The following is a 17,539-nucleotide window of genomic DNA, read 5'->3' on the forward strand; positions in this document are numbered from 1 at the left end:
AGAAATAAGGTTGAACACAACTAAACTAGGCGAGAGCGAGTGAATAAACGATGAGTAAAGCACTGATTGTATGGGGCGGCTGGGATGGACATGAACCGGAGCAGGTAGCAGCGATTTTTGAACGTATTTTGAAGGAAGAGCAGTTCGAGGTTGAAGTCTCAAATACGTTGGAATCTTATGCGGATGCAGAGAAGCTGATGGGTCTGGATCTGATCGTGCCGTTGTGGACAATGGGACAGATTGAGCAAGAACTCGTCAATAACGTATCAGCGGCTGTTCAGAGCGGTGTGGGCTTGGCTGGTCTTCATGGCGGGATGTGTGATGCCTTCCGAAATAACGTAGACTGGCAGTTTATGACGGGTGGACAATGGGTTGCTCATCCAGGCAATGATGGTGTGGAGTACATGGTAAACATGAAGCGTGGCTCTAGCCCGTTATTGGATCATATTGAAGATTTTCAGGTAAAAAGTGAACAGTACTACCTGCACGTAGACCCGGCAGTGGAAGTGTTGGCAACAACTCGTTTCCCAGTGGTGACTGGTCCGCATGCGGCGAATGGCCCCGTAGATATGCCTGTTGTCTGGACGAAACGCTGGGGCGCAGGACGGGTATTCTACAACTCCCTGGGACACCATGCAGACATTGTAGACATGAAACCCGTGACTGAAATGATGCGCAGTGGATTCAAATGGACAGCAGCAGGTAAAGAACTTGCCAAGAGTCGAGTAAGTTCAGCAACCGAAGTGTACACAGGTATGGCGGACAACCAGAACTAATGAGATTGTAGTTTGATTGCAAACGTAACTTCAGTGTTAACCATTCATCCTCAATGGATAAACCATTTCTGATCCACGGCGAAGGGAGCCCCAGGCATGAAAACAATGAAAGTAGGCATTATTGGCTGCGGTAAAATCAGCGGTATTTATATGGAAAACTGTCACCGGTTCGAGGTGCTGGAACTTGTTGCTGTTGCGGATCTTGATCGGAAACGTGCCGAAGAGCAGGCTGCTGCCTATAACGTGCCTAACGTATACAGCGTCGACGAAATCTTGGCTGATCCCGAGATTGAGCTGATCATCAACCTGACCATTCCTTCCGTTCATGCGGATGTATGCTTGCGGGCACTTGAATCTGGTAAACATGTTTATGTAGAAAAACCACTCGCTGTTACCCGTGAAGAAGGGCAGGCCGTGCTCGAAACAGCGAAGCGTAAAGGATTGCTCGTGGGCTGTGCACCAGAAACGTTCTTTGGTTCAGGCATCCAGACTTCACTTCAATTGGTGGAGGAAGGGGTGATCGGCAAGCCGGTGGCGGCGACCGCATTTATGATGAGCCGTGGTCATGAGCACTGGCATCCCGATCCGGAGTTTTATTACGCCTCTGGTGGTGGGCCAATGTTTGACATGGGTCCGTACTACCTCACGGCATTGGTTCAACTGATGGGCCCGATCAAGTCGATTGCGGGTATGACAGGTAAAGCGATGGAAGAGCGGACGATTACAAGTGAGAAAAAGAGAGGCCAAACGGTTTCCGTTGAAATTCCAACACACGTTACCGGTCTGTTACAGTTTGAACAGGGAGCCATTGGCACACTGATTACAAGTTTTGACGTATTTGGCGGAAGTGCATTGCCACCGATTGAGATATATGGCACGCACGGTACATTGCAGGTACCTGACCCCAATACCTTTGGTGGTCCAGTTCGTTACCGCTTGCTGGGTGAACATGAATGGACGGAAGTTCCGCTTCTCCCAGGGTATCAGGAAAATACACGCGGGATTGGTGTGGCAGATATGGCCTATGCAGCTAATAGCGGACGTGCACACCGGGCAAGTGGGGAACTGGCATACCATGTTCTTGAGGCCATGTGGGCATTCCATGATTCATCAGATGAACAGACATTCTACCAGATGAAAAGTTCATGTCAGCGCCCGGCTGCGTTGCCGGTGGACCTGCCATTGTATACATTGGATAAATAAGATAGCCATTATGCTTTATATCATGACGAACAGCCCCTTTTCCTTCGAACAAGGAAAGGGGCTGTTTTTTATTAATTCAAAAAATCTGGGGATAACAGCGGATCGAAGGTTGTTCTGTCATTGGAATGTCCAGTGTAATATTCTTTAGTTCAATTTATATAGCCATTTAGGGCTCAAATCCCGCCTGACTGATCCAGATTTCATCCTCGGCAAAATAGTCTTTCATCCGCTGAACCACAGTCTGATACGCATCTGGATGATACCAATGCTCCATCCCCACTTGCTGATAGAGCGACTCCATACCGAGTCGACGGGTGCGCTTGCCCTCACTGCCATCGCCCATGAAATAATCGTCAATGCATACACGTTGAACCAGAGGTCTCAATATGGCCGCAAACTGTTCACTGCTGGGTAATACAGGAGCAATCGCAACCTGTGTGGGTATTCCGGCATCTCGCAACTGTTCCAATGCACGTAATCGGCCTGCAATCGGGGGAGCAGAAGGACTGAAATGCTTGCGCATATCGTCCAGATCCGTTTCCACCGTCATGCTGACCCGAACCCGGTCACCTAACTGCTGTAGCAGATCTATATCCCGTGTAACCAGTGGACTGCGGGTCTGGACTAATACAAAATCGGGTGGATACTGTACCATCGTTTCAAGTAATGAACGCGTGATACACTCCTTGTATTCGGCGGGTTGATATGGGTCGGTACTGGATGACATGAAAAGAGTGACTTTCCCTTTCCTCAGGGCACGCTGTAATTCTTTGGCGAACACTCGGGAAGCCTCCTGTTTCACATCAACCCAGCTTCCCCAATCCTCTTTACGAAATAAGGAGACAGGCATCTGTCTGACATAACAATAGGAACAACCAAAGGCGCAGCCTGTGTAAGGATTCAGCGTATGTGTATAGCCATTAAGGAACCCTGTCCCCTTGTTGAGTAACGTTTTGGGTACTTTGTAAGTAAGATTTGTCTTCATAAGTTCTCATGCCTTTCACGGTAATGTGCAGGTGTGAGACCTGTATATTTGCGAAATACAGTAATGAAATAAGCTGAGTTGGGTATACCGACATGGCGACCAATCTCGGTGACGGTGTGTCCGGTATGTTCAAGCAACTTCCGGGCTTCGGTGATTCGTTTTTCCTGTATATATTGAACCGGTGTGCGGCCTGTAATCCGCTTGAACACACGATGCAGATGATAAGGACTGCCATGACTTACGGTGGCAAGGACATCCAAGGTTAGAGGTTCGGCATAATGATGTTCGATGTAATCCGTGATCCCGTATATCCACTCCTGATCAGGTACCCGCTCGCCTGTTGGTTTGCAACGTTTACAGGGTCTGAACTTTCGTGCCAACGCTTCTTCAACATGTTGAAATATCAGCACATTTTCAGCTTTGGGTGCTCTGGACTTACAGGAAGGTCGGCAGAAAATGCCCGTTGTCTGCACGCCGTAAAAGAACGTTCCATCATAAGAATTATCGTTGTGGATGATGGCATGCCAGTATTTTTTATCTATAGATTCGGGCAGTATGGTATCTTGATCTGGACTTTCCACGGTGATCACCTCATCTCTAATTATACCCCTGATTCCAAGGGATTGACGAAGTTTCAACTTAAAAAGCAAGATATCAATATCTGGGATAAAGTACCTTCCTTCAATCTGAACGAAATATGAGCTACAATATACAGGATGGTATAAAGGTTATATAGGTTCAACTAAAACTTTCTACACGAAAATGGAGAGGACAGAAATAACGTGAAGAAGCGTTCGCCTTTATCCCCGGATTTTCCCTTTGAAGAAGGGAATTAAAAAAAAATCTGGGGATAACAGCGATCGGAAGGTTATTCTGTCATCGGAGTAGTAAGTGTAAATATTCTTTAGTTGAACTCATATAGAACTCAAATGAAATTTATAGATGAAAGAGGTAGGTAGGCATGGTTCGTTTTGGCGTAGTGGGTACTAACTGGATTACAGAAAGGCTTCTTGAAGCCGCAGCACAGGTTGAAGGATTCAAATTAACCGCCGTGTATTCAAGAACTGAAGATAAGGCTAATGCATTCGCAGATAAATATGATGTTGAACACCGCTTCACCGATCTGGAAGAGTTGGCGGCAAGTGATGTGATTGATGCAGTCTACATTGCAACACCGAATACGGTTCATGCAGAGCAGGCTGAGCTTTTTCTGAGAAACGGTAAACACGTATTGTGCGAGAAACCTCTGGCTGCAAATAGCGCCGAAGTTCGGAGTATTATCGATACAGCACGAGAACATCAGGTTCTGCTCATGGAAGCGATGAAATCTACTCTTGTTCCCCAGTTCAAAATGGTGCAGTCTAACCTGCATAAAATCGGTCCTGTCCGCAAATACGTAGCAGGATACTCTCAGTATTCTTCGCGTTACGACAAGTACAAAGAAGGCATCGTCCTGAACGCGTTCAAACCTGAACTCGCTAATGGGGCGTTAATGGATCTCGGTGTGTATTGTCTCTATCCATTGATTACATTGTTCGGTGCACCTAACCGGGTTCAGTCCCAAGCGATGATGCTGGAATCCGGCGTGGATGGACAAGGCAGTGTGCTGCTGGACTATGATGGGATGGATGCGGTCGTTACATACTCCAAAATCTCCAACTCTCATGTACCAAGCGAAATTATGGGGGAACTGGGCAGCATCATCATTGACAAGATTGGCTCACCGGAACATGCAGAGATACGATACAATGACGGTACGGTGGAGCAGCTCACAGTCGAACAAAACCATCCGGCGATGTATTATGAAGTGGAGGAGTTCGTGAATCTGGTTCAGGAAGGCAAAAAGGAGTCTGACATGAACACATATGAACGCTCCTATGTTACGATGCAGGTCATGGATCAGATTCGGAAGCAGATTGGGCTTGTGTTCCCTAACGATTGATTCAAGCGCAGGAAAGGAAGCTGAGACGAGATGAGTAGAGATGAGCAGAGCAACAGTAGAGAGCGTCAGAAGAACAGCCGAGAAGATCAGGAGTTCAATGATTCTGGTGGTTTGGAACTGAAACAAATTGTTTTCATAGGAAGAACCTTCGAGGAATATATGAAGATGTTCAACCTGACTGTGGAGGATCTTACAGGCAAGTCCATTCTGGATTGTCCAGGTGGAGCGTGTTCGTTCAGTAGCCAGGCGCGCAAGTTGGGTGCTAATCCCGTGGCCGTGGATATGGCCTACAAATACGAGATCGACGAGCTTGAAGTAAAGGGATTTCAAAACATTGAGCATACGATGAAACAGATGGAACCGGTGCAAGGCATATATGTGTGGGATCAATTTGGATCAATCCAGGGGTTAAAGGAAGAGCGACCTCGTGCCATTACAGATTGCGTCGCAGATATGAGAATGTTTCCTGACCGTTATGTGGCGTCTGTGCTCCCGGATCTACCCTTTGCGGATGAACAATTCGATCTGACGTTATCCGCCCATTTCCTGTTTACGTATGCGGATCGATTGGATGTTGATTTTCATCTTGCAACCGTGATGGAACTACTGCGTGTGAGCAAACGAGAAGTTCGCATTTTTCCAACAGTTGATCTGTCTGGCGAACGTTACAAACACATGGATGAATTAAAATTAATACTCGAAGAGCGTGGGTGCACGGTATCCGAAGAACCAACTTCATATGAGTTTCAACGGAATGCTCACACCATGCTTCAAATTATTAAACATAATTGAACAAGATAGGAGGTTTTTTGGATGAATAAAGTTCTTATACTTGGGGGTACACGTTTTTTTGGTAAACGTCTGGTGGATCACTTGCTGTGGGAAGGGAAGTCTCAGATCACAGTCGCAACTCGTGGTAAAACGGATGTTGACTTCGGACCCGAAGTAAACCGAATCAAGATGGATCGTGAAGACCCGGAATCTCTGGCAGAGGTTGCGCAGACAGACATGTGGGATGTTGTGTACGACAATATCTGTTATTCACCGGATGGGGCGAAAGCGGCATGTGAAGCTTTTGCAGGTCGCACCAAAAGATACGTTCTGACATCCACACTCTCGGTGTACGGTGATCCCAGACCTGGATTTAAGGAAACGGATTTTGACCCGTATACATATCCATTACAGTATGGGAGTGCGGCGGATTTTTCGTATGGAGAAGGCAAACGGCTTGCGGAGGCTGTATTTTTCCAGGAAGCGGATTTCCCGGTTGTGGCGATGCGCATTCCCATTGTACTCGGGATTGATGATTATACGAGAAGACTTCATTTTCATATTGAACATGTGCAAAAAGGAAAACCGATTGGAATGCCAAATCCGGATGCGGAGATTGGATTTATCAATTCCACCGAAGCGGCAAGATTTCTCGCTTGGCTTGGACATTCGTCCATTACTGGTCCGGTGAATGCAGCTTCCAAGGGTGCGATTACGCTGTCAGCCATGATACATCTGATCGAGACAGTCACGGGTATGCAGTCCCAGATCCTCACGGAAACCGTAAAAGAGGACATGTCCCCCTTCGGAATTGAGCAATCATGGACGATGGAGACGACCAAGGCAGAACAAGCAGGTTATACGTTCGAACCTCTGATGGACTGGTTCCCGGGACTCGTTCGTGAGGTCGCTCTTGCATTACAGTCGGAGCGGTAGAATATCGGCTTGGATGGAACCAAAATGAAATTGAATGAACCTGACGAACCAATCGGTCCAGACGAACGGGTCATTCTAACGAATGAACATCAAACAGGGTGCAACCAGAGCGTAATCTCCGGTGCACCCTGTTTATGTTGTACATTTTTCGAATTTGAACGGGACCTAATCTAGATAAGTGGGACTAATCATTTACACGATAATATTTAGTCAACTCACGCGCTTAACTCTATTCTTGCTCACGTGGAGCAGTGGCTGAAGCACGTATGCGCAATTCTGACGGTAAAATGACGGTTTGGGCTTGGGAAGGAGCCTTGCCCTCAATCCGGTCAATCAGCATCTGTACTCCCTGAAACCCAAATTCATATGCGGGCTGTGCAGCTACGGTCAGGAAAGGATCGAAGGCCGAAGCCAGATCCAGATCGTCGAAGCACACAACAGAGATGTCTTCTGGCACACGTAGTCCCCTTTTACGCAAAAGCCGAATGACCCCAATCGCCAGCATGTTGTTGGCTGCAAAAATGGCTGTTGGTTGCTCCGGTTGAGAGAGTAGTAGATCCAGTCCTTCGTCATCACTGAAATCCCGGTACCCGGTTCGAAGCATAAGCTCGGGATCGATATCAGCTCCGACCTCACGCAAACCCGCTACATAACCTTCCTCCCGCAGTCTGGCGGTAGAAACCTCAGAAGAACCATTGACCAGTGCAATGCGCCGGTGCCCCAATTGCACCAGGTAGCGGATCAGCTCAATCGCGCCTTCCCGGCTATCTCCGGCAATCATATCTGACGTAATGCCAGGTACGGTGCGGTCCAGAAAGACAAACGGAATGTGACGTTCCTGCAGCTGTTTCAGATGAGGAAGAGAACGATCCCCCGCAGGGGCATAGAGTACACCGTCCACACGAGTAGACAGAATCGCATCAACGTAATCCTTTTCCTTCTTGTAATCCTCGTCACTATTGCCGAATAAAAGACGGTACCCACGAAGATGGGCTGCATCTTCAGCACCACGCGCCAGTGTTGTATAAAAAGGGTTGGTAATATCCGTAATGAGCAGAGAGAGCATCTGGGTTCGTTGAAGCACAAGGCTGCGTGCATTGGAGTTCGGGATGTAACCCAGTTCGTCGATCACCTGTTGCACACGTTCACGTGTCGCGGAACTTATGCGGCCTTTATGATTAATGACCTTGGACACCGTCATGGCGGAGACGTTGGCTTTTTTGGCAATATCGTAAATGGTAATCATTAGAATCTAACCTTTCCGCAACATAGTCTTACCATTCTATAGGATAATGCCAATTGACAGCAAGATAGGCTCATGCTATGTTAGGGTTACCGATAACCCTGAAGGGTTCTAAACGTATTTACTACATAAACCATTTCGTTGAATTCGCTCATGCACGTTCCATTTTCTGAATAGAGGAACTACATACATAGCTAATTGATGAAGTGGTTTATTGTTATTTTTAAAAATATGTAAACGCATTCAACACTCAAGTAGTGCTCTTGATAATCTGTGTATGTAGCTCTTGTGTGCCACTCGGGTATCGGTTGTAATTCCGTCATTATCTCATTCCAATCAATGCATATGGATCAGACAGAAGGTTTCTCAATTCAACCCAAATTCTATGAAACGAATTGAAGGAGGACATTCCAGTATGACACATCAGGATTATCGTTATAAGCAGGCTTTCCCCAAGATTGGTATTCGTCCCACGATTGATGGAAGACGCAAGGGTGTTCGGGAGTCACTGGAAGAGCAAACGATGCGGATGGCGACATCTGTTGCGGAACTGCTTGCAGCCGAACTGCGTTATCCTGACGGGTCCGCGGTGGAATGTGTTGTGGCCGAGACTTGTATTGGCGGAGTGGCCGAAGCGGCCGCAGCATCAGAACTATTCAGCCGTTCCAACGTGGGCGTAACGATTACCGTGACACCGTGCTGGTGTTATGGTACGGAAACGATGGATATGTCGCCATCCACTCCAACAGCTATCTGGGGTTTTAACGGAACTGAACGTCCGGGTGCTGTATATCTGGCGGCAGTTCTCTCTGCCCATGCACAGAAGGGGATTCCTGCCTTTGGAATCTATGGAGAGGATGTTCAAGACGGAGGGGATACAACCATTCCCGATGATGTGCGTGAGAAATTGCTCCGGTTCAGCCGTGCGGGGCTTGCTGCCGCTACCTTGAAAGGGCAAGCGTATCTGTCCATTGGATCGGTATCCATGGGGATCGCAGGCTCGATTGTGAACGATTCATTTTTCCAGGAGTATCTGGGCATGCGCAATGAATACGTGGATATGAGCGAACTCACTCGCCGGATCGAAGAAGAAATCTACGATCCTGAGGAGTATAAGCTCGCACTGGCCTGGGTGAAGGAGAATTGTAGCGAAGGTCCGGACAACAACGCTGCCCATCTGCAAACAGATCGTAAACGCAAAGAGTACGAATGGGAAACGGTTGTGAAAATGACCCAAATCGTGCGTGACTTGATGGCTGGCAATCCAAGATTGGCAGAGCTTGGGTTTACAGAGGAATCGATGGGTCACCACGCAATTGTATCCGGCTTCCAGGGACAACGGCAGTGGACGGATCATTCTCCGAACGGAGATTTTCTGGAGTCGATATTAAATTCTTCCTTTGACTGGAATGGCAAACGTGCGCCTTATCTGGTTGCAACGGAGAATGACAGCCTGAACGGGGTATCGATGTTATTCGGTTCGCTGCTGACACATACGGCACAGATCTTCGCTGATGTGCGTACGTATTGGAGCCCGGATTCAGTACAGCGTGTGACGGGGCACCAGTTGGAAGGAAACGCGAAGGATGGCATTCTGCATCTGATTAACTCCGGTTCCGCAGCTTTGGATGGCACAGGACAACAGTCCAGAGACGGGAAGCCTGTCCTTAAGCCTTTCTGGGAAATTACAGATGAGGAAGTTCAGGGCTGCCTGAAAGCAACATCGTGGAGACCGGCATCCGTAGAGTATTTCCGCGGTGGCGGCTATTCAGCGGATTTCCTGACCAAAGGTGGCATGCCTGTAACGATGACACGTCTGAATCTGGTCAAAGGACTGGGACCCGTGCTGCAAATCGCTCAGGGTTTCACGGTCGATCTGCCTGAAGATGTGCATGATACGCTGGATCAGCGGACAGACCCAACCTGGCCATCCACCTGGTTTGCTCCTGTTCTAACCGGATCGGGAGCGTTTACTTCCGTATACGAGGTCATGAATCAATGGGGCGCCAACCATGGCTCCATCTCGTACGGACACATCGGTGCTGATCTGATTACACTTGCTTCCATGCTTCGCATACCGGTCAATATGCATAATGTCCCTGAAACGGAAATTTTCCGTCCGCGTGCATGGGGATTGTTCGGCACAAGTGAGCCGGAGAGTGCAGACTACCGTGCTTGCAGTGTGTTTGGCCCGTTGTATCGTTAAAATAAAGTTCCATTCCTGTCAAACGCCATGTTCCTTGTGAAATGAGGTAACATGGCGTTCTCTTGAAAGCTGTGTTCAGAACTCGAATACGGCTTATCGCGTAGAGTTAAGGAGGCTTGGTAGAATGGGCAATCAAGCAACACATGTGCTTGCTTCTGATTACGGCGCTGGGAGTGGACGCGTAGTCCGGGGTTCTTTTGATGGAAGCAGACTCTCGTTACAAGAAGTGCATCGATTCAACAATGAACCCGTGCAGCTGGGGGACGGATTGTATTGGGATTTCTTGCGACTTTTTCATGAATTAAAACAAGGCATTGTGAAAGGGACGCAAGGCGTCTCTCCATCGGTCCGTTCTATAGCTGTGGATACGTGGGGAGTGGACTATGGACTGGTGGATGGTGACGGAAGGTTGTGCTCGAACCCACGTCACTATCGGGAAGCACGCAATGAGCAGTGGATGGAAGAGGTTCTGTACATGGTGAAAGAAGAAGAACTGTATGCCATGTCCGGGGTTTTGCCGCAGCAGATCAATACGGTATTCCAACTGCTAGGCAGTGTTCGAGAGCAGGCCGAAAGTTTGCGTCCGGATGTACGCATGTTATTTATGCCGGATTTATTTCACTATTATCTATCTGGTCAGCAGGCTTGTGAGTATACGATTGCAAGTACCAGCGGGCTGTTGCATGCAGGCGAGATGCGTTGGAATGAAAACCTGATCGGGCGTCTCGGTATACCGGAAACATTATTTCCAAAACTCGTTCAACCCGGTACCGTGCTGGGCAATCTAACGAATGAGTTGTGCGCCGAGTTACGGACTGGACCGATGCAGGTAGTCTCTGTGGGCTCACATGATACGGCATCTGCCTTGGCAGCAATCCCTGCGAATGATTCGGATTTCGCTTTTATCAGCTGTGGTACCTGGTCTCTTATGGGGGTGGAGCGTGATACACCTGTATTGGATGACCGAAGTCGTGCATTGGGATTCACCAACGAAGGGACGGTAAGTGGAAAAGTACGCACCCTGAAAAATCGTTCAGGCTTATGGCTGCTACAGGAATGCAAACGACAGTGGGAGCGGGAGAATCAACTTTTTACACATGAAGAACTGATTCAATTGGCTACCTTGGCAACGCCGCATCAAAGTTATGTATCGCCGGGAGATGGCGTGTATTTGGCGCCAGGAAATATGGCTGAACGAATACGGCAACAATGTAGTCTCACCGGACAGACTGTACCCAAAACGACTGGAGCGATTGTACGCTGCATTCTGGAAAGTCTTGCACTGGAATTCAGACAAACGCTGGATGAACTGCAGTTGATTACAGGTACAAGACCTCGTGTCATTCATATGGTTGGTGGCGGTGTGCACAATCGACTATTGTGCCAGTTTACAGCCAATGCAGCCGGTGTACCGGTGGTGGCAGGGCCGGCAGAGGCGACTTCAGCGGGAAATTGCATGCTGCAATTCCTTGCACATGGTGAAGTGAGTAGCTTGGCCGAGGTACGGGAGGTCATGGCTGCTTCCTTTTCCCCTGAGACCTACGAACCTGAGGATACAGAGCTGTGGCAGGAAGCTTATGAAAACTACCAAAGTCTGAATCAAATCAAAAGGTAATGAACAGAGTCAATGCAATGAGCATTGACTCAAAATGCTAAAAAGAAAAGTATGAGGAGTGGTGAGCAACATGTCTGAACAGCAAGTAAGGGAAGAGTTGACGAAATATGCTCGCAGAGCAGTTGCCCAAGGGTTGGTGGTAGGACCTGGTGGGAATCTGAGCGCTCGCTCTGGGGGAACGATGTTGTTGTCTCCGAGTGGTTATGCACTTGAGGATCTGGAGCCTGACGAATGGATCGCCATTGATATCGAGACAGGGGCGACTAGCGCTGGATCAACTCGTCCGTCTTCCGAAGTATTGATGCATCTGTACAGTTATCGTGTCAATCCTGATATCCAAGCCATTGTGCATACGCATCCGGCATATACGATCGCACTTAGTCTTGTTTTTGATGAATTGCCACACTTGTTCCCTGATCAGTCAGCATTGGTGGGCGATATCGGGTTTGTTCCATATGTTCTGCCAACGACGAAACAACTTGCCGATGCAGTCTCAGCCAAGGTAGAAGAACATACGGCACTCATTCTCGTCAATCACGGATTGGTCACAACGGGGAAAAACCTCCGTGAAGCCTATTACCGCACCCAGGTCGTGGAAGAAAGCGCGAAGGTATATATGATCGCCAAGGCAGCCGGGGAACCCAAGGTGTTAACTGCTGAAGAATATAAGGAAATTCAATCCCTTGAAAGTGAAGCCTATCGTGTGCAGTTGCTGCAACAACTCAAGTCCTGATACCTGATTTGAGTATTAATGATTACATTCGTGATTTTAAAATATTGCTACGTTAAGGGCAGATTGCATCCTTCAGTTAAACGCTGGAATAAAGGATGTGAAATGCTCTTTTTTAATTTTAATTTTGATTTGAAAAAGCGCAGAGTATAGCTGAGGAAATAATTCGTACTAATTTGATGAGAATTGTTGAAATTGTGATGTCTGCAAGGTATACTAACGTTAATCATCAGTGAGTAACAACTACGAAGAAGATTAAAAAACAATTAAGTATCTAAGAGGGGTGAAATCAGTGGGTCCTGAGCTAAACGAAATGGAGTTGGAATACGAACTGCTAAAGCAGCTTCGAGACGCTAATGCTCCCATCGGGGCCAGTACGTTGGTTCATACTTTGGGCAAAACGTATGGTCTGAGTCAGGCAACCATCGGAAGAAGACTTATGGAGATGGATGTTGAAGGTTTTACAGTTCTGGAAGGTCGCAAGGGAAGGACTTTGACCGAACAGGGTCTGGATCGAATGAAGACGTTGGAAAAAGATTTGCAGCAACAAAGCGTGAATTCACAGTTAATTCAGATGCTGAACCATTCCGGGGAAAAGGCTCTGCTAGATGTTCTCGTTGCCAGAAGGGCACTTGAGCGGGAGATCGCTTCCCTGGCAGCACAACGTGCCTCGAAAGAATACATAGTACTGTTGCAAGCATCTATTGCCAACCAGCATGAATTGCTTTCCAAGAATATTATACCATACGAGGAGGACCGGGAGTTTCACAGATTGCTGGCTTATGCTGCGCAAAACCAAATTCTTCTGCACGCGGTTGAACTGGTATGGGAGACAAGCCGCGATTTTCTGGAAACCGCGTATATTCGCCGGAGAGTAGGAAGTGAATTAGTTGTGGATCATCAGCAGATTCTGGATGCTATAGTAGCAGGCTCTCCGGAGCAGGCTGAAGCGGCAATGGTGAATCATATCAACCAAATGATCGATGATGTCAAACGTTATTTCGCCATGCAAAATCAATAACTTACCTTAGAATGAGACCCTGTGATAAAGGAGTTGAGCTTGTGGACACAATCTACCGTTTAGGCATAGATATCGGAGGTACTTTCACGGATGCGCTGGTGATGGACCATCAGGGCAGCGTGATTGCGGCGCTCAAGACGCCATCGATTGCAACAGCTCCGGAACAGGCGATTTTTAACGCACTTGATCAACTCAAGGCGAATGGTGTGAACATTCGTGAGATTGATCTATTTGTGCATGGAACAACACTTGGCGTCAACACGTTAATCGAACGAAATGGTGCGGTTACAGGTCTGCTGGTCACTAAAGGATTCCGCGATATTCTTGAAATCCGGCGGTTGCGACTTGAGGATACAACCAATCTGTACGGTGACAAGACAGATGCGTTAGTACCGAGACATCGTGTCAAGGAAGTTGATGAACGGGTGATTGCAAGTGGGGGGATACTTCAGCCACTGAATCAGGAACAGCTGCTGCAAGCGGTGGATGAGCTGGTAGAAGATGGCGTTACTGCTTTGGCGATCAGTTTTTTACATGCTTATGTGAATCCTGCTCATGAGCAGCTTGCGGAAGATCTGATCAGGGAACGTTATCCGCAACTGTTCATCTGCCGAAGCAGCGCCATCTGGCCACAACAGCGTGAGTTCGAACGAACACTCGCAACGGCCATGAATGCTTATGTAGGTGAACGAATGGGGTCTTACTTCCTGCGTCTGCAAGAAGGGATTCAGGCATACGGCCTCAAAGCCAACTTGCTGTCGACCATGTCCAACGGTGGAATTATGACGGCTGCCAGAGCGGCCAATGAGCCGGTACGCACGCTCCTATCCGGGCCTGCTTCCGGTGTAATCGCCGCGACCCATATCGCTGAACGAGCTGGGATTCATCAGGTCATCACATTTGACATGGGTGGGACAAGCGTGGATGTTGCTCTCATTGACAAAGAACCAGCCTATTCATCCGAGAACAAAGTTGGTGATTTTCCTGTTATCATTCCTGCTGTTGATGTAACGGCTATAGGAGCAGGTGGTGGTTCAATTGCCTGGCTTGATTCCGTAGGCGTACTCAAGGTGGGGCCACGCAGCGCGGGAGCCAACCCCGGTCCAGCCTGTTATCAGCGTGGGGGAGAAGAGCCGACAACCACAGATGCTTATCTACAGCTCGGTATCCTGCACGCTGACCGTTTCCTTGGGGGACAAATGCGTCTGTATCCCGAACTTGCAGAGCGTACTCTGGGCAATCTGGGAGAGAAGCTTGGACTGAATGCCGAACAGACTGCACAAGCCATTCTTGATGTGGCAACTGCCAATATGTACGCCCAGTTTTCTCCCCTCATGGCTCGCAAGGGTGTTGATCCCCGCGATTTTACGTTGCTCGCATATGGTGGAGCTGGTCCGATGCATGCTTTTTTGATGGCACGCGAGGTAGGTATCGGCAGAGTACTGATCCCGCCATCTCCGGGAACATTGTGTGCCATGGGCTGCACGGTTGCCAATCTTCGCAATGATTTCGTTCATACGTTACACAAAAGTACCCAGACTCTGGAGTCTGGTGAATTAAGATCTCTTTTCACTGAATTGGAAAACCAGGGACGTAGCTGGGTCGATGAGGAAGCCCGTGGTGGTGTCAAGCTGGACAATATTTATTGCCTATACAGTGCGGATATGCGATATGAGGGACAGGCCTTTGATCTCGAGGTCACGCTGACATTGGAAGAAATTGAAGATCCCAAGAAGGCAGGGATTAAATTCCATACGTCTTACCAAAACGTGTTTGGCATTAGTCAGCCAGAGGCAGAGGTTATGTTTGTAAGTCTCAGAGCGACCATTGTTGGTGTTTTGCCTACCCATAACACGGTAGCTCCGGCAGATTTGCCATTCGATGAGAGTACAGCAGAAGAAAGGATCATAACCTTTGACCATGTACAGCAGACAGCCAAGGTACTGAAAAGGGGACAGATTCCATCGGTGGATGCTCCCATCCCTGGGCCCGTTATTGTGGAGGAATATGATACAACGATCTTTATCCCGCCTGGATATAAAGTATACCGGGATGGCCACGGGAACGTGATTGGGGAGGTGGAAGCATGATCGGCGACAAGGTCTTTCTTGAGATTTTTAACAACCGGATTCAAGCTGCCGTGGAAGAAATGGCGAATGTTGTTCTGCGCACAGGATTCACCGCTTTTGTCAAAGAAACGGGCGATTTTGGAACCTACCTCTTATCTCCATCCGGGGAAACGTTCGGGTCACCGCTGGAGACGGGTTACAATCTGTCCCTGGGCATCCCTGCTGCTGCGACCATTAACAGCATAGAAGACTGGAAAGAAGGGGATCTCGTCATATGTAATGATCCTTATTCCACTAAAGGCATGGTCACACACCTTCCAGACATTCATCTCATCAAGCCTTATTTTCACGAAGGGCGAATCATCGCTTACGGCATGTGCTTTGTTCATTCATCCGATGTGGGCGGCAAGGTACCGGGGAGCGTATCTCCCAGCGCCTACGATATTCATATGGAAGGCATTCGAATCGCACCAGTCAAGCTGTATGAAGCTGGTGTTCTGAACGAGCAGATCCTGAGCATGTTTCTGGACAACAGCCGAATTCCGGAGCAAAATCTCGGTGATCTCAAAGCACTTATGGCTGCATTGAATCGGGGAGAGCAGCGGCTTGAGGAACTCATTGCACGTTATGGCATGAAAAAAATTCAGCAGGGCATCGAACAATTGCTGGAATACGCCGAGTTGAAGGCACGTGCTATCGTGCAGGATATCCCGGACGGTTCCTATGACTTCTGGGACTACCTGGAGAAAGGACCAGGGGGATATCCTATCCGGTTACGCTGCAAAATGACGATCGCAGGCAGTGACATTCATCTGGACTTTAGCGGCACCGATCCTCAGGTCAGGGCTTCATTCAACATTCCCACCCACAACCAACAGGGGCATTACATGCTGGTGCCCGCACTTATTCGTTATTTCCGTACGCTCGATCCGACCATTCCTTGGAATTCGGGCATGATTCGCATGGTGCGAAATTACGCGCCGCCTGCTTCCGTACTTAACCCGGAGCCGATGGCAGCAGTTGGGGCACGTGCTGCGACCTTTATCCGGCTTATGGACGTCATCACGGGTGCTTTGGGAAAAGCTCAGGGCAGTATGGTTCCCGCGGCAGGAGCTGGACAAGCCTGCATCGTCATGATGGCGATGACAGATGCATCCGATGGCAAGAAAAAGGTTGGTGTGATTCAGCCGATCTGCGGAGGTTCGGGAGCTAGGCCGATGAAAGACGGCATTGATGGCATGGATTTTGCGGTCGGTCATCTTCGGAATATTCCTGTGGAAACGGTGGAATCCGAGATGCCTGTGTTGATCGAACATTATGGTCTTCGTGCCGACTCGGCAGGTGCAGGAACCTTCCGCGGTGGAAGTGGGATTGATTTATGTGTCAGAATTCTAACACCGGATACGGTGATGACGGCCAGAAACATGGAACGTATGGAGTTTCAGCCTTGGGGCAGGCTCGGTGGTGGCGTAGGTTCACATGGAGAAGCGATTCTCAATGCTGGACGTGCAAGTGAGGATCATCTGGGAAGAATTGATGAGCTGTTGCTTCAACCTGGAGAAACGGTTACGTTCTTGTCGCAAGGCGGAGGCGGATATGGTGATCCACTTGAACGTGACCCACGCCTAGTTCTGGAGGATGTAAGAAGGGGGCTAGTATCCCCGGAGAAAGCCCTTGAGTTATACGGTGTTGTGATTGACGGCCTGGAGCTGAACGAGAGCGATACCGAACTAATGCGAGCCAAGCGACCACGGCAGCAGGAGGAATTCGCCTATGGCAAAGCGCGGGAGCAATTTGAAGACATATGGAGCGATGAGATGCAGGTAACGCTGAATCAGGCCTTGCTGAATGTTCCGCTGGCACTGAGAGACTACCTGAAGCGTCAGACCATGGGCGTTGTAGAGGAGAAGTATAAGGATTCCCTATCTGTAGATCCACGGGAGATATCCGACATTATGGAAGGTTTACGCCAGCAAATAGGGTTGCATTGATCAAGTGTATGGAGACTATCTAGTTCTGTCATATCGGTAAAACCAACTACA

At 48.6% G+C, this 17,539-nt stretch carries 14 protein-coding genes; 11 read left to right on the forward strand and 3 right to left on the reverse strand.

Annotated features, from left to right (window positions below; genetic code table 11):
- The first annotated feature begins 50 nt into the window (after window positions 1-50).
- A complete protein-coding gene (locus tag BLS69_RS06490; protein ID WP_076217226.1) occupies window positions 51-776 on the forward strand; it encodes a ThuA domain-containing protein in 726 nt (241 codons plus the stop codon).
- A 96-nt stretch (window positions 777-872) separates the two neighbouring features.
- A complete protein-coding gene (locus BLS69_RS06495) occupies window positions 873-1,979 on the forward strand; it encodes a Gfo/Idh/MocA family protein (RefSeq protein ID WP_091029568.1) in 1,107 nt (368 codons plus the stop codon).
- A gap of 166 nt (window positions 1,980-2,145) precedes the next feature.
- Here BLS69_RS06495 and BLS69_RS06500 read toward each other — a convergent pair whose 3' ends face one another.
- Entirely contained in the window at window positions 2,146-2,964 is an 819-nt protein-coding gene (locus BLS69_RS06500; protein WP_091029571.1) for an SPL family radical SAM protein, read from the reverse strand.
- A complete protein-coding gene (locus tag BLS69_RS06505; RefSeq protein ID WP_256332241.1) occupies window positions 2,961-3,545 on the reverse strand; it encodes a bifunctional transcriptional activator/DNA repair enzyme AdaA in 585 nt (194 codons plus the stop codon). The genes BLS69_RS06500 and BLS69_RS06505 overlap by 4 nt, the downstream gene beginning before the upstream one ends.
- Window positions 3,546-3,925: 380 nt before the next feature.
- On the opposite strand from BLS69_RS06505, the gene BLS69_RS06510 reads away from it, so the two are divergent.
- From BLS69_RS06510 to BLS69_RS06520, 3 genes are read left to right on the forward strand one after another with little or no spacing between them, the layout of a single operon-like run.
- Window positions 3,926-4,906 (forward strand): Gfo/Idh/MocA family protein, encoded by a 981-nt coding sequence (locus tag BLS69_RS06510; protein ID WP_091029572.1) that lies wholly within the window; start codon window positions 3,926-3,928, stop codon window positions 4,904-4,906.
- Between the two features lie 30 nt (window positions 4,907-4,936).
- Window positions 4,937-5,698: an SAM-dependent methyltransferase gene (locus tag BLS69_RS06515; RefSeq protein WP_256332242.1), complete on the forward strand. Its 762-nt coding sequence runs from the start codon at window positions 4,937-4,939 to the stop codon at window positions 5,696-5,698.
- Window positions 5,699-5,719: 21 nt separating this feature from the next.
- Window positions 5,720-6,613, forward strand: a complete 894-nt coding sequence (locus BLS69_RS06520) for an NAD-dependent epimerase/dehydratase family protein (RefSeq protein ID WP_091029575.1) — start codon at window positions 5,720-5,722, stop codon at window positions 6,611-6,613.
- Window positions 6,614-6,842: 229 nt separating this feature from the next.
- On the opposite strand, the gene BLS69_RS06525 is transcribed toward BLS69_RS06520, so the two are convergent.
- Entirely contained in the window at window positions 6,843-7,859 is a 1,017-nt protein-coding gene (locus BLS69_RS06525) for a LacI family DNA-binding transcriptional regulator (protein WP_091029576.1), read from the reverse strand.
- A gap of 412 nt (window positions 7,860-8,271) precedes the next feature.
- On the opposite strand from BLS69_RS06525, the gene BLS69_RS06530 reads away from it, so the two are divergent.
- From BLS69_RS06530 to BLS69_RS06555, 6 genes are all read left to right on the forward strand, one after another.
- On the forward strand, window positions 8,272-10,062 hold the full coding sequence (locus BLS69_RS06530) for an L-fucose isomerase (protein WP_091029578.1): 1,791 nt from the start codon (window positions 8,272-8,274) through the stop codon (window positions 10,060-10,062).
- A gap of 124 nt (window positions 10,063-10,186) precedes the next feature.
- Window positions 10,187-11,677 (forward strand): rhamnulokinase, encoded by a 1,491-nt coding sequence (locus BLS69_RS06535; RefSeq protein WP_091029580.1) that lies wholly within the window; start codon window positions 10,187-10,189, stop codon window positions 11,675-11,677.
- Between the two features lie 70 nt (window positions 11,678-11,747).
- A complete protein-coding gene (locus BLS69_RS06540; protein WP_091029583.1) occupies window positions 11,748-12,410 on the forward strand; it encodes a class II aldolase/adducin family protein in 663 nt (220 codons plus the stop codon).
- A gap of 289 nt (window positions 12,411-12,699) precedes the next feature.
- Window positions 12,700-13,428, forward strand: coding sequence for an FCD domain-containing protein (locus BLS69_RS06545; RefSeq protein WP_245838229.1), 729 nt, complete (start codon window positions 12,700-12,702; stop codon window positions 13,426-13,428).
- Window positions 13,429-13,469: 41 nt separating this feature from the next.
- Complete coding sequence (locus tag BLS69_RS06550) at window positions 13,470-15,518, forward strand: hydantoinase/oxoprolinase family protein (protein WP_091029585.1); 2,049 nt, start codon at window positions 13,470-13,472, stop codon at window positions 15,516-15,518.
- Complete coding sequence (locus tag BLS69_RS06555) at window positions 15,515-17,488, forward strand: hydantoinase B/oxoprolinase family protein (protein ID WP_091029586.1); 1,974 nt, start codon at window positions 15,515-15,517, stop codon at window positions 17,486-17,488. The genes BLS69_RS06550 and BLS69_RS06555 overlap by 4 nt, the downstream gene beginning before the upstream one ends.
- Window positions 17,489-17,539 lie beyond the last annotated feature (51 nt).

Source organism: Paenibacillus sp. CF095 (assembly GCF_900101225.1).
Classification (GTDB): domain Bacteria; phylum Bacillota; class Bacilli; order Paenibacillales; family Paenibacillaceae; genus Paenibacillus.

Coding starts and splice junctions, on each gene's coding strand:
- BLS69_RS06490 (WP_076217226.1), top strand. CDS start 51: ATGAGTAAAGCACTGATTGTATGGGGCGGCTGGGATGGACATGAACCG.
- BLS69_RS06495 (WP_091029568.1), top strand. CDS start 873: ATGAAAACAATGAAAGTAGGCATTATTGGCTGCGGTAAAATCAGCGGT.
- BLS69_RS06500 (WP_091029571.1), bottom strand. CDS start 2,964: ATGAAGACAAATCTTACTTACAAAGTACCCAAAACGTTACTCAACAAG.
- BLS69_RS06510 (WP_091029572.1), top strand. CDS start 3,926: ATGGTTCGTTTTGGCGTAGTGGGTACTAACTGGATTACAGAAAGGCTT.
- BLS69_RS06515 (WP_256332242.1), top strand. CDS start 4,937: ATGAGTAGAGATGAGCAGAGCAACAGTAGAGAGCGTCAGAAGAACAGC.
- BLS69_RS06520 (WP_091029575.1), top strand. CDS start 5,720: ATGAATAAAGTTCTTATACTTGGGGGTACACGTTTTTTTGGTAAACGT.
- BLS69_RS06525 (WP_091029576.1), bottom strand. CDS start 7,859: ATGATTACCATTTACGATATTGCCAAAAAAGCCAACGTCTCCGCCATG.
- BLS69_RS06530 (WP_091029578.1), top strand. CDS start 8,272: ATGACACATCAGGATTATCGTTATAAGCAGGCTTTCCCCAAGATTGGT.
- BLS69_RS06535 (WP_091029580.1), top strand. CDS start 10,187: ATGGGCAATCAAGCAACACATGTGCTTGCTTCTGATTACGGCGCTGGG.
- BLS69_RS06540 (WP_091029583.1), top strand. CDS start 11,748: ATGTCTGAACAGCAAGTAAGGGAAGAGTTGACGAAATATGCTCGCAGA.
- BLS69_RS06555 (WP_091029586.1), top strand. CDS start 15,515: ATGATCGGCGACAAGGTCTTTCTTGAGATTTTTAACAACCGGATTCAA.